General features: G+C 38.8%; 13 protein-coding genes and 1 pseudogene. 5 read left to right on the top strand and 9 right to left on the bottom strand.

From position 1 onward, the window contains the following. The 4 genes and pseudogenes from RFK25_RS07350 to tnpA all read left to right on the top strand — a co-directional run. On the top strand, positions 1–278 hold a 278-nt coding region (locus tag RFK25_RS07350; RefSeq protein ID WP_332411552.1), incomplete at its 5' end, for an ssDNA-binding protein. Between the two features lie 17 nt (positions 279–295). Beyond that, a complete protein-coding gene (locus RFK25_RS07345) occupies positions 296–445 on the top strand; it encodes a hypothetical protein (RefSeq protein ID WP_172025809.1) in 150 nt (49 codons plus the stop codon). Positions 446–613: 168 nt separating this feature from the next. Further along, positions 614–2,572: a DNA polymerase gene (locus RFK25_RS07340; RefSeq protein ID WP_172025808.1), complete on the top strand. Its 1,959-nt coding sequence runs from the start codon at positions 614–616 to the stop codon at positions 2,570–2,572. 191 nt (positions 2,573–2,763) lie between these two features. Beyond that, positions 2,764–3,226 (top strand): annotated as a pseudogene (gene tnpA, locus RFK25_RS07335) (IS200/IS605 family transposase). A gap of 141 nt (positions 3,227–3,367) precedes the next feature. Here the strand turns inward: tnpA and RFK25_RS07330 are convergent. Both RFK25_RS07330 and RFK25_RS07325 read right to left on the bottom strand, forming a co-directional pair. Further along, the gene (locus tag RFK25_RS07330) at positions 3,368–3,973 is read right to left on the bottom strand and encodes a hypothetical protein (protein ID WP_332412661.1); all 606 of its coding nucleotides are present in this window, start codon (positions 3,971–3,973) and stop codon (positions 3,368–3,370) included. Between the two features lie 391 nt (positions 3,974–4,364). Continuing rightward, on the bottom strand, positions 4,365–6,254 hold the full coding sequence (locus RFK25_RS07325) for an ImmA/IrrE family metallo-endopeptidase (protein ID WP_105116709.1): 1,890 nt from the start codon (positions 6,252–6,254) through the stop codon (positions 4,365–4,367). A gap of 134 nt (positions 6,255–6,388) precedes the next feature. On the opposite strand from RFK25_RS07325, the gene RFK25_RS07320 reads away from it, so the two are divergent. Then, complete coding sequence (locus tag RFK25_RS07320) at positions 6,389–7,066, top strand: S24 family peptidase (protein WP_105116708.1); 678 nt, start codon at positions 6,389–6,391, stop codon at positions 7,064–7,066. A gap of 649 nt (positions 7,067–7,715) precedes the next feature. Here the strand turns inward: RFK25_RS07320 and RFK25_RS07315 are convergent. The 7 genes from RFK25_RS07315 to RFK25_RS07285 all read right to left on the bottom strand — a co-directional run bounded on the left by RFK25_RS07315 (position 7,716) and on the right by RFK25_RS07285 (position 16,314). After that, on the bottom strand, positions 7,716–10,097 hold the full coding sequence (locus RFK25_RS07315; protein WP_332412653.1) for a LysM peptidoglycan-binding domain-containing protein: 2,382 nt from the start codon (positions 10,095–10,097) through the stop codon (positions 7,716–7,718). Between the two features lie 746 nt (positions 10,098–10,843). After that, complete coding sequence (locus RFK25_RS07310; protein WP_332412651.1) at positions 10,844–11,452, bottom strand: hypothetical protein; 609 nt, start codon at positions 11,450–11,452, stop codon at positions 10,844–10,846. Between the two features lie 9 nt (positions 11,453–11,461). Continuing rightward, a complete protein-coding gene (locus RFK25_RS07305) occupies positions 11,462–11,875 on the bottom strand; it encodes a DUF1643 domain-containing protein (RefSeq protein WP_332412650.1) in 414 nt (137 codons plus the stop codon). A 246-nt stretch (positions 11,876–12,121) separates the two neighbouring features. Next, positions 12,122–12,475, bottom strand: coding sequence for a hypothetical protein (locus RFK25_RS07300; RefSeq protein ID WP_228475592.1), 354 nt, complete (start codon positions 12,473–12,475; stop codon positions 12,122–12,124). A 30-nt stretch (positions 12,476–12,505) separates the two neighbouring features. Beyond that, positions 12,506–13,030, bottom strand: a complete 525-nt coding sequence (locus RFK25_RS07295) for a GNAT family N-acetyltransferase (RefSeq protein WP_024418928.1) — start codon at positions 13,028–13,030, stop codon at positions 12,506–12,508. 537 nt (positions 13,031–13,567) lie between these two features. After that, positions 13,568–14,923, bottom strand: coding sequence for a 23S rRNA (uracil(1939)-C(5))-methyltransferase RlmD (gene rlmD / locus RFK25_RS07290; RefSeq protein WP_332412646.1), 1,356 nt, complete (start codon positions 14,921–14,923; stop codon positions 13,568–13,570). A gap of 65 nt (positions 14,924–14,988) precedes the next feature. After that, the gene (locus RFK25_RS07285; protein ID WP_332412645.1) at positions 14,989–16,314 is read right to left on the bottom strand and encodes an LCP family protein; all 1,326 of its coding nucleotides are present in this window, start codon (positions 16,312–16,314) and stop codon (positions 14,989–14,991) included. Positions 16,315–16,317 lie beyond the last annotated feature (3 nt).

Below are 16,317 nucleotides of genomic sequence, written 5' to 3'. Positions count from 1 at the left end.
AAGCATACAAAAATGCTTACTTTGTGAATGCCAACTCTCCACACAAACCTGGGGTGGTTGACGGAAATCGTCAAGAAATCATTGATACTTCCGAATTGTACTCTGGTATCTATGGTCGCGCTTCTATCACCTTCTACGCATTTAATTCCAATGGCAACAAAGGTATTGCTTGCGGTTTGAATAACTTGCAAAAATTGCGTGACGGTGAACCCCTTGGTGGACGCACTCGTGCTGAGGATGATTTTGCGACAGAAGACGACGATGACTTTTTGAACTAGGAAGGAGGTAAGCATACATGATTGAAACACTTCTCTTTTATGGACTTATTGGAATCTATGGATTCATTGGTCTGTACATCAATTACACCTTAATCCGTGACGACACCCGTTCTGAAAAAGAGCGTAAAGCAAAATTGAAAGCAGGACAGGTACATGACAATCGTTGAATTTCTTTGGAGCATCTCCTCCTGCCTAACCATCGGGCTACTAGGTTACCTCCTTTACGTCACCATTCGCAATGACTTGCGGCAGGAATGTGAACGGCAATCTAGAAGCCCACGAACCTAACCCTGGTGGCAGACTGTCTGCCACCTTTTTTCATCAAAGGACAAGCCATGACAAGAATTGAAACACTATCCATCGATTTAGAAACTTTCTGTGACGTTGATATCCGCAAATCTGGGGTCTATCGTTATGCGGAAGATGATAGCTTTGACATCCTACTTATTGCCGTCTCCATTAATCACAACCCTGTTGTGGTCTATGACCTAACTAAAGAAGACTTACCTGACACCATTTTAGAAGCCATCCTAGATGACACTATTCTCAAATGGGCCTTTCATGCGACCTTTGAGCGAGTCTGTTTGTCCAACTGGATCAAGAAATACTATCCAGATAAGCTAAGTCAGGACTTTTTATCTCCTAACCCGTGGCGGTGTACCATGATTTGGTCAGCCTATCTTGGATTGCCTCTTTCTCTTGAAGGTGTGGGAGCTGTCTTAAAGCTAAACCAACAAAAACTAAGTGAGGGCAAAGACCTTATCCGCTACTTCTGCATTCCCTGTACTCCAACTAAGGTAAATGGCGGACGAACTCGAAATTTGCCTCATCACTCACCTGACAAGTGGCAAACCTTCATTACCTACAACAAGCGTGATGTAGAAGTGGAAATCGCCATCCAAGATAAGCTCAAAAACTTCCCTGTACCTGATTTTATTTGGGAAGAATATCAGCACGACCAGATGATTAACGACAGAGGAATCAGCCTTGATGAAGACTTTGTTTCAGCAGCCATCCATATTGACTCCATCAGCAAATCCCATATCCAAGAAGAACTCACTGCCCTAACAGGCCTAGAAAACCCCAACTCCGTTCTTCAGATGATCACTTGGTTGCGGGAACACGGTGTCTCAACTGATTCTCTCGATAAGAAGGCTGTGAATGAACTACTAAAAACCGTGGATGCTCAAACGGCTCAGGTACTAATGCTTCGTAAGCAAGCCACCAAGTCCAGCGTCTCCAAATACCAAGCCATGACTAGGGTCATCTGTAGAGACAAACGTGCAAGAGGAATGTTTCAATTCTACGGAGCCAATCGTACTGGTCGTTTTGCGGGTCGGTTGATTCAACTTCAAAACCTCCCTCAGAACCACTTACCTGATTTGTCTGAGGCGCGTGCTTTGGTTAAGGCAGGTGATTATGACACCGTAGAACTACTTTATGATGTGCAAGATACCCTCTCTCAATTAATCAGAACAGCCTTTGTGCCAACAAAGGGCAAGAAGTTCATTGTCTGCGATTTCTCTGCCATTGAGGCGCGTGTCCTCTCACACCTAGCTGGTGAACGTTGGAGAAACAAGGTCTTTGAAAAAGGAGCCGACATCTATTGTATGTCGGCTTCTCAGATGTTTGGAGTACCCGTAGAGAAACACGGCATTAACTCAGACCTCCGCCAGAAAGGGAAGGTTGCAGAGTTGGCCTGTGGATACGGTGGATCCGTTGGCGCATTGACCGCCATGGGAGCATTGGATATGGGACTGCAAGAACATGAACTTCAACCTCTGGTTGAGTCTTGGCGACAAGCTAATCCCAACATCGTTCTTTTTTGGTGGGATGTAGATAGAGCAGTCAAAACTGCGGTCAAGGAGCACATCAAAACTCAGACCCATGGACTAACCTTCGAAGTCAAAAGCGGTATCCTATTCATCTCCCTTCCTTCAGGTCGACAGCTTGCCTATGTTAAACCTCGACTGGGAACGAACCCATTCGGTGGTGAATCTGTAACCTACGAAGGGCTTGTGACTGGGAAAAAATGGGCCAGGATTGATAGCTACGGACCAAAGTTTGTGGAGAATATTGTCCAAGCCATCAGCCGTGATATCCTTGTCTATGCCATGAAACAGTTACAAGATGAAGCTATTGTCGCCCATGTCCATGACGAGGTCATCATTGAAGCTGACCTTGACCAAACAGTCTCCTCCATCAGCAAACAAATGGCTATTGCCCCACCATGGATGCCTGATATCAACCTACGAGCCGATGGGTATGAGTGCTTCTTCTATCAGAAAGACTAGCTAAAAATCCCACTAGGTACATGTCTAGTGGGATTTCTTGATTATGTGACTTTTAGTCCGTCACGCTCCGTAAGGTGCGTGACAAATAAACCACCCGCTATGCGTGTGCGCGACGAAGGTTATACCAAAAAAACTCCAAACGCGATACAATAAAGGTGTTCAAGCCTATTGTAAAGCGAAAGGAGAAAAATATGGCTCAAAAGGCACATAGTTTATCACATACAAAGTGGCTGTGTTCTACCACATTGTCTTCACACCTAAGTATAGACGAAAAATCATCTATAATCAATATCGAGGTAGTTTGGGAGAAATATTCCGACGTTTGTGTACTTATAAAGGCGTAGAAATTATTGAAGGACATCTGATGCCGGATTATGTTCATATGTTAGTCAGTATCCCTCCGCGATTAAGTGTATCAAGCTTTATGGGATATTTAAAGGTAAGAGTGCTCTAATGATATTTGATAAACACGCCAATCTCAAATACAAATTTGGTAATCGTCATTTCTGGGCAGAGGGATATTATGTAAGTACAGTTGGACTTAATGAAGCCACAATTAAGAAATATATACTAGAACAGGAAAAACATGATATAGCACTTGATAAGTTAAGTGTAAAAGAGTATGAAGATCCCTTTAGGGATAATTGCAAGTAGTATGAATGCCTCTTTAATAGGCTAGTGATGAGTCAAAAGCAGTGAGGCTTGAACAAAGTGAAAGCCAGCGTCTTTAGGCGCTGGCTGGTGATGTGGGCTTATAGCCCTTGTTCAAACCACCCGTTTGACGAGTAGTCATGATTAACGGTTTAATTCCAGATAGGTTTCTCTAGCTAATTCATGAGCTTCTTTAATCAGCTCATAGCCTCTCGTCTTCGCAAGACCAAGGCGTTTAATGATGTCTTGTTTTGAGATATCCATGTCTTCATAGATGACTTTTAGAATTAACCCCTTACGCTGGTCTTTGCGATAGACTTCTTCAATCAATTCATCTAAGGTCTCGAAGAGCATAAGGGTTTCTACCTCTGACTCCGTGCGAGTTGGGTCTACTCCACTTCCGCCTTCAGCCTCCATATCTTCGAAACATTTCTCTAAAGAGATAGTCTCTAGTTTAGACTTGGTATGACGACTCAGGTATTCTTTCACATCTTGATTGAAGATTCTCATCGTGGTCTCAAACTGGTCTTGTGTCACAGGGATAAAGGCAATCCGTACAGGGTGACCTATAAACCGCCAAGTTTTGAAGTTCTCAGGATTCATCTGGAAGGACTTGACCATTGCGTTATCTCGAACTACCATAGGAGCAAGGAGTTCTCCTTCTTGGCAGGGGATATCGTTATAGGACTTCTCACTCGAAAAGTCGTGCTTTTTGTACTCGTTTTGACAGGTTTTGTCTTTGATTGTCATAATTTGACTGGCTTTCCCTTAATACCGAAAGCAGCCATGACAAGGCAACGAGCACTCTAAAAAGGATTGACCGCATAGCTGTTTCCCTCTATGTATCGGTCAGCCAATTTCACAAGCTGAAAAAGTCTCCTATCGTCTCCACATCTGAAATTATGGTCATCGTCATGACTCCGTATTGACGGCAGGTGTTCTTGATAAGTCTAGTATAGTACCATTGAACGAAAAGCAACACAGCAAAAAATGAGGGGTAAACCAGTATCCCTCATTTAGAAAACCTTATATATCTAGAAATTTCAAATTATCCTATAATTCACCTTTTCCAACTATCACTCAATAATTCAGCAACAATAAGCAAAAAATACCCGCCAAAAAATGACAGGTACATTCAAAATTATTTCTCCCAAAATCCAGGAATGTTCATCTCTATCAACTTCTGGTTGCATTCATAAGCTCCCAGGTGGTAACAATGCCACAATAACATCTTATAAGCACAATGAGTTGGTATTTCATCTCTAAAGGTAGTGCCACTCTTTTCAATCAGTTTAAAGCTAAAGTCAGGATATAACTTCATTCCGAGAGTAAGTCCCATCAATTTTTCCAACTTCCGACTCGCATCTTTTTTGGTTTCAAAACGCTGGAGGGTTGTAAGACTGACACCTGACGCCTCAACGAGTTGTTCTTGGGTGATGCCTTTACGCTCACGGTGGTAGACCAACATTCCACAAAAGCCACTCGGCATCTCCTCGTTGATTTTAGCAACCTCTTCAAATATTCTTCCACCATCTGGAATAACTGCACCATTGACAATACTAGTAAACTCAGAGAAATCTACCTCTATTTCAACTGTCGCTTTTCCACGGTACATGACGTACTCATTAAATATTGTGATAGATATAGATTTGGTTTTATCTTTCTTATAGGAAATATCAAATAATAGACAACACTCATCCATATGTTGGTAGGCATAATCCGTCATTTCATAGACACCATACTCCACCGTAGTCACATAGCGAGGGTCGTTGAGACAGAAATGATTATCCACATAAACGTACTGACCAGATTCCATCAGTTTTCTAAATGACTCATTCTTCCAACTCAGGAAGCAGGCATTAGGAAAGGAAATCGTAAAGCTCTTATTTTCAGTCAAAGCTCGAAGTTCACAACCATAGCTACGTAGATACTCATCTCCAACAAAATTGTAAATACCTTCAAATTCATGGTAGCCGAGTTGTTGTAGTCTAATTTTTGCTGCTAAACGAGACACTTGAAAGAACTCTGCCAACTCATCAATGATTCTTTCAAACATAGTCAACTTCTCATCACTGGCATACTTCAAGGAGTAATCTGTAAAGAACTGGTTGATCTTCTGCTTGGTTGTAGACTTAGGCATCAGAATTCTAGCCGCAATACCATTAGCCTGCCACTCCATCCAATCATAGTCACTCCAGTCTGACGATATGGATGAAGAGGAACTATCTTTTAGACTACTACTTCTCTTATGTCCCTTATCAAAGAGCATCTTATACTCATTATAATAGCGATGAAGTAACCAGTGGACAGATTCATGAACAACTGTATTGTTGTAGCTCCCTTGATTACGTAAGCAGATAACCTCTGGATCAACCAGAATAGTCTTTTTCTTGACTAGTCGAGACACAGGAGTCTCTTCGTCATAGAACAGGACTTCTGTATCTTTGAAGACCATCTCTCCAAAAATAGAGCCATCTTCTGTTAGCCTGCCCTCCGTCTTAGTCAAGCCAATATTAGCAAGGTAGTTATCAATCGGCAAAGCCATGGGAGCTTCAAGGGCTTTGGGGTAATACTTCCTCAAAATTCCTTCCGCAATGTCATCAAATTCAGTAGCTTTGATGTAAGGGACAAATTCTGGACTTAGCCCCAGTTCCCTCTTGTCAAAATCTTTTGGATCAAAAGGGATAACTTTCAAAACTTTAAAATCATGTACTCCTGCGTTCAGCTCATACTCTACAGTTACTCTTAACCATAAATTGGCACTATCAGTTTCATAGCCGTACTTCGTCTGCCCCTTAATTTCAAGAGAAGCAATGACTTGGAGCTCAGAAACAATCATTGCATCTCTAACTTTACGAGACAAGACTTTCTTTATCGTAAAATCATCTAGCTTCTTAAAGTTTGGGTGTTCTACAGTATCTGACTTGACCGATATCTCTGAACGGTGGTGGTAGATATAGTTATCTACTGCTTTGAAAATATCGTTATAGTAGTTTGATTGAAGCAACTTTTCAAATGAATTAAATGCCATATCTTGTTCTCCTAAAACCTAGCGCTATTACTATCGAGATTTGAATTACAAACATACCTACTCTTTACTCTTGCTTTATATTATACACTATGGTATAATTTTGTCAATCTATAAAATGACAAAAGGAAGAGAAAATGTTTTCAGCTAGTAAATTAAAAGAACACCGATTAGCCAAGAAACTATCTCAGACAGCTATAGCAAATGAATTAGGTGTTACCAGAGCAACTCTTTCAGCTTGGGAGACAGGGAAAACAGTACCAAATAAAAAGCACCTAGGAGAACTAGCTCAACTTCTTCATATTGAGGCAAGTGAGCTTCAAGAAGAACACCCCCATCTGACTCTCTATAAACAGCTCAACAAGACAAATAAAAAGAAGGTCGAAGAGTTAACTCATGACCTTCTTTTGGAACAAAAGATTATTCCACTATTTTCAGTTCATGTCCTTGACAATGTGGCTCTATCAGCTGGACATGGTAATGATTTTTGGGATGAATGTGAAACCAAGGAGGTCTTCACAGATAGAGAATACTTATACGATGTAGCAACATGGATTGATGGGTATTCCATGGAACCTGTCTACCAAGATGGAGAGGTAGCCTTAATCCGTGAAGGGGGCTTTGACTACGATGGAGCAGTTTACGCCATTTGCTGGAATGATAAATTATACATTAAGAAAGTTTATCTTGAAAAAGACGGATATCGCCTCGTTTCCATTAATGATTCCTATTCAGATAAATTTGTGCCTGCAGAGGATGAGCCGAGGATTGTGGGGAAGATTATAGGAAGTTTTTTACCTATAGAAAATAACTAACTTTTCTATTTCCGCCGACTTTATGGTATAATTTGGATGGATTACTTGAATACTATCAATACATAACGGGGTAACAATGCAAAATAAAATAATAATATTTAAATCTCTACTAGTATCTCTTACTTCTGCACTAACACTTCCCATCTTAGAAATATTAATGTACAAATATTACGGATCGAACTTTGATATTATTTTCTTTATCCAAAGTTTTTTCAATATCACTTGTATAGTTGGATACTATTTTATTTATAAAAATATTGAAATTAGCTTATCCAATACTATACAAACTGTTATTATAAACTTTTCTATTTTCTACACTATCCAGCTTATAATCACATCAAATAATAACTCAACCATAACTTTGATACCTGCCATCTTCTCGACATATTCAATATTGATAATTCAAATTTTAAGAAAATACAATGTTAAAAATCTATTACTCTATTTATTTTTAATAATTTTAGTGCAGTGTACAAACCTATTAGTTATTACTAGCATGATGGGGATACAAAATAATGCATTGCCAACTCTACTTTATATTTTAATCCCTGTATTTGACTATCTAATGTTAGTTACATTCATCAAATTTCTTAATATACTAAAAAAGTAGCAGAGATGAAAATCTCCGCTACTTTTTCTACTTCCTTATTTATTTTGACGAATAGTAGACATATCTTGCAAATGCTTTTTTTGTTGCTGTTTGAACTGCATTGGTTGTTTCTATCTCCGCTTCAATCTTTGCAAGATAATTCGGAAAACCAAGAAAATCCGAAAAGACCTTATTAACTGCAGTCTCAATTGCAGATAGATTTCTAACTACACCTAAATCTGATAGATAATTGTTGTAGCGATTGCTACTTAGTCCGTTATAATATTTAGACATAGTCGTAGACAAACGATTATTTCCAACTTTTTCTTTCTTCATCATGCTAGCCAAACCAATTGCATCAGCATCGCTACACATGTCTGCATATCCAAAAGGATTTCTCGCATCGTTCGGAACTAAAACTCCTTTAGGTACATCAGTCGTAGGTGATGAGCCTCCAACAAATGCTCTTGCAATTGCATCTAAGTTACTATTTTTATTCGCATTATATACTTTTTGAACCGCCCCAAATGCACTAGCTAAATCCCCTGCCCATCCATTCCATGAACCAGGATTACCAAATTGATTATAGTAACTAAGAGTAGTAACAGACAAATGCCCCAAATCAATTATACCTCCAAATTTATCCGTAAGATTAGATGAAGACATAAATGGTGTTACTTTTTTAACTAAGGTCGGGTAATTTTTATTTACATATTTTTCAAAATCATAATCAAACACTGCTTTAGAAACCAGTGGGAATGCCAATTTTGTTTTCCAATCCCCCTCAACATAATAGCGTTTTGCAAGATAAGCAAGAACTCCTACTTCAGTCGCTCGAATGCTATTACTAAGTGGATTTTGAGTGGCATATTTTACATATGCATTTTCCAACTCTTTAATATATTGAATGAAATCTTGAATTGTTCCAAAACCTGCTCCACCTCTAGTTGGTAATGAGTAAGTGAATCCACTATTATTTTGACTACCATCTCCAGAAATAGGCTTTGGAATCAGTGTTGTACTTGTAATCACCGCTACACAACGATTATACCAATATTTTCTATCCTCAAGTCCGTTATAGCCACCATTAACTCGACGTGTTACTTGCTCAACAGTTGGATTTAAGTCACACAAAGCATTCATATTATTCATGTGCCACCAAAAACCAGCACTTGTCCAAGGGTACTTAGCTGCTACATAAGTCACACCTTCATTAACAATCCGCTGGTCTCCCATTGCTGCTGCAAATCTTGTATAATTGTATCGACCGGTCAACTGAATGTAGCCTCCACCTTTATACTTCGGTCCATCACCAGCTACAGTATTCCCTAAGTCTGAGCGCCAATTATAGGCTTCACCTGAAGCAAGTTCCATCGTCCACTTACCTCCTCCAGACTCATGACTACATTGACTGATGAAATGACGAATGCGAGATAGTGTTGTAATATTATAACGTCGCAAGCAATTGTTCAAATCATTAACCATATTAGTGTTTACAACTGTCCAACCAATTTGACGAAGTTGTTCTGCAGTTACCAAATATCCATTCCCATTAAGAGTGACAGAAACATTTCCATCATAAATATATGAACCACCTGTACCATTAATACGAAGAACTTGACCTGCATAGATTTGGTCTGGATTGGAAATACCATTCAGGCTTTGAAGGGCTGAAACTGTGGTGCCAAAGCGTACTGCAATACCACTTAAGGTATCGCCTGAAACTACCGTATAAGTCTCTATGGTTCCCCCTACTGGAGTGCCACCACCCGTACCGTTAATACGAAGAACTTGACCGGCGTAGATTTGGTCAGGATTGGAAATACCGTTCAGACTCTGAAGGGCTGAAACAGTTGTACCAAAGCGTGCAGCAATACCACTCAAGGTATCACCTGAAACTACTGTATAAGTCGTTGTGATTCCCCCTACAGGAGATCCACCACCTGTACCATTAATACGAAGAACTTGACCGGCGTAGATTTGGTCAGGATTGGAAATACCATTCAGACTTTGAAGAGCTGAGACTGTTGTACCAAACCGAGCTGCAATACCACTCAAGGTATCGCCAGATTTTACAACATAGGTGCTAGTAGTTGTTGTACCTCCAGTTGAAGGAGTACCGCCTGTACTTTTCAAACGTAAAACTTGACCCACATAAATTTGATCCGGGTATGAAATACCATTCAAACTCTGAAGAGCTGAGACTGTTGTACCAAACCGAGCTGCAATACCACTCAAGGTATCACCTGATTTTACAACATAGGTGCTAGTGGTAGTTGTGCTAGAAGACGTTCCACCAGTAGCTTTTACCTTGATAACTTGACCGGCGTAAATCTTATCTGGATTAGTAATTCCATTAAGACGTTGCAATTCCGCAACAGTTGTATTAAATTTAGCAGCGATTGCGCTTAGAGAGTCACCAGATTTAATTGTATAATTCATTTTATTCCTCTTTCTTTATGTAAAATACGATATTAGTTAACCAAACAAAAATATGATGATAAGTTGGACAGCGGATATATCTCATTTCATTCTCCTTATATTAGTCAGAAAAGAGTAAAGTAATGAAGCTATTGAATAAGATTTTTACCCCTTCCTAACTATCTAAGTACTTAGTTCGAGGCTTTTTCCGCTTTCTATAAAAAAAGTTTAATGATATTAGATGTTTTATAGTTCTACAAATTCCATTGCCAAAAAATACACAGCTCAGAATCCTAGCTGATTAGAAAATTGTTTTTGTCGACTACTATATATGAATGTAGTAAATATACTAAAACATATTAAAACAAAGTTAAAAGGACTTAGTTCTGTACAATACAGAACTAAGTCCTTAATTTCCTAAGTGACCTACGCTAGAACAAAGCAACTTCTCCTCAGTCAAGTCTATGTGAATCAGTTAATCACGCGACTACAAGTGAGTGATAACAATAGAATAGGATATTTCACGAGCAAAATACCATCAATTACAAGAACATTCTTATCTTCACCGTAAGACCACTAAATTGATAACCAATAAAAATCAATGAAAATCAAAAGTAGTCAAGGAAACGAAGCCGACAATTGAAGTGGAATTCATCAAAGCAAGTCGACAACGGATATTTTTGATTTTTGAAGAGCATAAGATGCCCCTTTGAAATATCCATAATTTTTTCTCTGGTTCCCATAATTCATCCAATCGTTTATAGATTTCAGTACTCAGTCACACCTAAATATCTAATGGAACTTCTAAAATAATTTGATTGACTGACATAAAATAACTCTTCAAATTCTTCACGTCGTTTCTGAGTTAATTGTATTATCCCTTCCTCTGTGGTTAATATCCCGTCGATGTCTACCATCGGTATTTCATAGCGATATTTTACAATCTTTTTCCACTGGTTAAAGACGTATGTACTTCCACCACTCTTTATATCTGGACCAGGAACGGCTTTATACCCCTTCCCAGTATCAACTATGTGAAGCAAATCTGCTTTCGAAGATGGGTCAGGGTTAGTTATGGTCATAACTACAGCTCCCTTATTCTTTAAGGCATTGTACTCAGCACAAACTAACCATTCAGAAATAATTCCACGAAACAAACTTAAATCATTTTTCCCATTTCTTTCTCTAAGTAATGCTAGTCCCTTAGAAAGGCTTTGAGGCGTTCTCACCATTCTATCGATTGCATCATCAGTGTAATTTTTTGTAGAATATTGCTTAATAGCAACCTTGACACAGTCTACCAATTCATCAGGTACTCTATATTCCGATGTCAAAAGTTGGACTAATCTATCTCTCGTACTAACTGTTAATTCCATATCACTTACCTAAATTGTTAAATATATTTTTCCATTTTCTGAAATATTTTGTTTAACACTCCGATTCAACGGATGAACAGGTTGTCCCCACTTAGTTAATGGCGCGAATGAGTAAACTCTAATACCACTTTCTTTGAAAAACGATAGTAGTGTATCTCTACCTTGTACTAAGGAAGGGTGACCTAGATTCCCCCAGGCTCCCCATACTTCAGTTATTTTATTCTGAATTAAAAAATCCATTATGATGCGTACGTTTTCATCTACAAGCTCAGAATTAAATTTATCTAAATCAGATGCATTGGTAGCTCGCTCTGGGTAAACATTGGCGACAACCCAGCCATCACATCCTAATTTTTTACTAGCATTTATAATTCGGTTGATTGTACGATCGCTATAGTCCTCATTAGCTGCTGAGGGATTCATACAAATAGCCACGAGTGGATTCGTTCCTAAGCGTCCTAGTAGGAATCTACGGTAGGCATTATATTTTTCAGGAATACATAGATTAGGTCTTCTCCCAAAGGATAGGCTAGTCTGACTTTTGTAACTTTATCGTTCATAGAGTTACCTCCTACAGTATATTTTAACATGAACCCCCTTGCAAGGATATGAAAATGGCAGGAATACAATAGTTGTACTCCCACCAATAATTTTTAACTTCGTTCCTTACTATTTATTGTCGTTTTTACGAAAGTCAGATAGTTCTTCAAAATCCTTCAATTCAAAAACAAAAGCTTTATCTTCAGGAATGTGAATCCCCTCTACCCTATAACGCTTATCAGATTTCCATTCACTCATGATTGTTAAGAGTGTTTCTTTTAAATTTTTATGACCTACCTGAACAATACCTTTTTGCTCCCCAACAGGTTTTGAAAAAGAAAATGCTCCTCTAGTTTTTGCCCGACAAACTTGTATACCCATTACCTTTGTATCCTTATTAAAAGCAACAAGTACATGTGCAGGGTATTCTAAAGCTTGGACAATTCCTTTACTAAATGTAACAAAGTTCTTGTTCACCGTCATGCTATAATCTGATGAGTAACGTATTACGGATTATTTCTTCAAATCTGTAATCAACATTCCAAATACGAAGCTATCTGTCCATTCACCCTTATTCCAATAATCCTTTATGAAATGTGCTTCCTGTCTCATCCCAAGGTTTTGACATAATTTTTTAGAGGCTATGTTTCTAGCATCTAAATTTGCTTGAATTCTATGAATATTATATTCAGCAAATAATTTTTTTATTACGGCTTCAACCGATTCATTTGCATAACCTTTCCCAGAAAATTTTGGGTTAAATACAAATCCAATCTCTACAGTTTGTTTCATGCCTGTATACCAAACGGATATATCACCAATAACCTTTTTATCCAATACTACAGCAAGATTTAAGCTCGAGTTCTCCTCTAATTTGTTATTTTTAATTTTCTTTTCGAACTCTTCTTTATCTTCAGTATTCCATTCATCTTCTAAAAGGTATCTACATACATCTGCATCAGTATAAATCTCAAAAGTATCTTCGATATCATCTGATCTAAACGGTCGTATATTTAATCGCTTTGTGTTCAATATCATTTATCTTCTCCTGCTGTTTTCCCATTAATTTTCTACATCTTAATTATACTAAAATTCTGCGCTATTATATCATACCCTCAAAGTCTTTTACCAATCACAAAAAGCCATATCAAATCTTTCAAAAGTACTTTGTTTTCCGCAATTAGTGCAGTTTGTTTTTGTTAAAAAAATTGTTGTCATTCTACTTTTCCTCTTCATCATTAATAAGTAAGCAACTTGCTCTCACTTATTATATTCGCAAGTCAAAATAAATTTTCGAATTTTTTTCAAAAAAAGTTAAGTTGTATTGTATCAATTTCAGAACTCACACTTCATTCGCCCATTCAGGCGATATTAGAGGTGGGTACGTTTCTATTCCCAAAAACTCCTTGTCAATGGAAATAAACACGTACCCACAGGGTAAATGGAAATAGAATTGAATAATTTCTAGCTATCACTTCTACTCCCTCCAAAAAATTACTCACTCTGATACTTCCCCACCCCAAGCTAAAAAGCCTTGTCTCTATGGCTTTTTAAGATGCTTTCGTTCAAAGGTTTCTAGGCTTTTACGATCAGAGCAACACACTCGACGTGATGCGTATTCGGAAAAAGATCCACCGGCCGTACCTTGGTCAATTTATACCCCAATTCCTCATAAAGTTTAATATCACGCGCCATCGTTGCCACATTACAAGATATATAGACGATTTTCTCTGGTTTTACAGAAGTACTTGCCTTGATAAAGCTCTCAGTCAAACCTTTTCTTGGCGGATCGACAAAAATCACCGTTGGCTTAATTCCGTCAGATACCCATTTCTTCATAGCAGACTCCGCACTATCGCAGACATAAGTCACATTGCCAATTCCATTTCGAGCAGCATTCTTCTGACTGTCAAGGACAGCCTTCTCAACGACTTCCACACCATAAACATGCTTGACCTGTTTGGCAAAGGACAGTCCAATGGTTCCAATTCCAGAATAGGCATCAATTACGACATCATCTGCTGACAAATCTGCAAAATCGATAGCTGTCTGATAGAGTTTTTCGGCCATTTCTGTATTGACTTGATAGAAAGACGGTGCAGAAATCTCAAATTCATTCCCCAACATCATGTCGACAATGGTTTCACTGCCATGCAAAAGACGGAAGTCCTGACCGAATATCGCATTGGTATTCTGATCATTGATGTTCTGGATGATGGAAACTAGATTTGGAAACTGACTTATCAACCGTTCAATCAAGGTTTCAACACGGAAAATTTTTGGTCGAGTTGTAACCAAAATCAACATCAATTGGCCTGAATAATGACCGCGACGAACAACAATATTTCGAACAAGTCCTGTCTGTTCCTTTTCATCGTAAGGCTTCAAATCCAATTTCCGTAAGAGATCACGAGTAGCCAAAATCAAGCTATCAATTTCCTTATCTTGAATATAAAAATCTTCAATCGCTACTAAATCATGAGAATTTTTACGGAAAAAGCCTGTTTCCAACTGACCATTGACACGGCGAACAGGAACCGCTGCCTTATTACGATAGGCAAGAGGACTATCCATACCGAGAGTACTTTCGACTACAATTTCTGAAATGCCCGCAATCTTGCGCAGACTATTTTCAACTTGCTTTTTCTTAAATTTAAGCTGGGCTGGGTAGTTCAAATGCCCCAGGTCTGCAATACCCGTTCTTAGATAGGTCAAGTCTAGGTCTTGATTACGGTCTGGTGAGTAGCTCTGCCATTCTTCCACCTTACCAAAACCAATATTTTTCTTAAGTTTCAGAACACGCATAGATACCTTCTCACCTGGCAGTGCATTGTCCACAAAAAAGACAAAACCATCCAACTTGGCAACCCCCTGCCCCTCATGAGTTAGGTCTACAATTTCTACTTCAACAACATCATTTTTCTTTAACATAGCACTACTTTCTATTATGGACACTAAAAAAGTGACCGAAGTCACTCTCTAGTATATCACATTTTTTATCGTAAGCCCAAATCAGTTAAGCGCTGTTGGTACTTTTCAAAATCAACTCGCAGGGCCATGCCACCATACATATCATAATCGTCAATCCAATCCCCATTTTCAGGAATGGTGATGCGTTCGATGCCATTAGCTGCATCCATAACAACTCCCGGTCCATGAAAGAGCATGAAGGCCTGGGGAACTGTTGTTGGGGTCATCGCCACTACTTTACCAAGTGCTTCAGCACCTGAAAAGAGCTTCATAGGATTTTTTGCCTGGGTCATGACAGCCGACAAGACTTGTTGCTGACGCTTGGTACGACCGAAATCCCCCTCATCATCTGAACGATAACGCGCGTAGTTAAGCAAGGTTTTACCATCCATTTGTTGAACACCAACCTGAATGGTTTGATATGGGGGTGCATTTTCCTCCAATTGCAAATCATTTGGCACTTCCACCGAGCTAACCGTTTCTCCATCTATGGTTGAAAATTGTGCATCAATAGTCACACCCTCTGGAAAGAGTGTATCAATTGTTGTCGCAAAAGTCGCAAAATCAACCATAGCATAATAGTCAATATCAATACCAAAATTGTTTTTCAAAGCCTTACGAACTTCCTCTGCTCCCTGCTGATTGTCTTGTTCTCCAAGGGTATAGGCGGTATTTAATTTATACTCATAACCCTCAATATTGACCAAGGTATCCCGCATAAAACTAACCAGTTTGACCTTATTATCTGCATTATTGATATTTAAGACCATAATGGTATCTGTCCGTATTTCGTCCGTGCTCTCACCTGCACGTCCATCCGTACCCAAAATCAAAATATTGGTACCATTAGCAGAACTAACCCCGTTAAATACTTCAGCAGTAGGCTGCTCACTCACACTATTCAGGCCCTTAATGAAACTAAAGCCCAAAGCAAAAACAAATAACAAAAGGAATAAGGCTAGGAGCCTGAAAATCTGCTTTACTCCCCATTTCTTTCTTTTCTTTGGTTTCAGTGGCATTTTAGGGACATAGTCCACTAATTCTGCTCTCTCACTAATCTGCTTTTTTCTTCTACTTCTTCTGGACCTAGTATCCGGATAGGCTGGAAGAAGGTCATCATCTACCTTAGCAACTTCCTCAGACCAGTCATCACCTACAAAGTCCTCAGAAAACAAAGGACTTTCATCATTCACTTGCTTTTTCGGTTTCCCATGTCGAATACGGAGTTCCTTCTTGTAAAGAAGGTAATCCAACTCCTGTCGCTCTCTATCATTTAAATAATGAATATTTTTATGTAAATAATCCAACCGCAACTCTTCATGATGGGTTAAGATTCCTTTGTTTTTCGTCATACG

It is taken from the genome of Streptococcus sp. SS-4456 (genome assembly GCF_036680365.1).
In the GTDB taxonomy this organism is placed as follows: domain Bacteria; phylum Bacillota; class Bacilli; order Lactobacillales; family Streptococcaceae; genus Streptococcus.
This window is presented reverse-complemented; position numbering and strand designations above follow the sequence as displayed.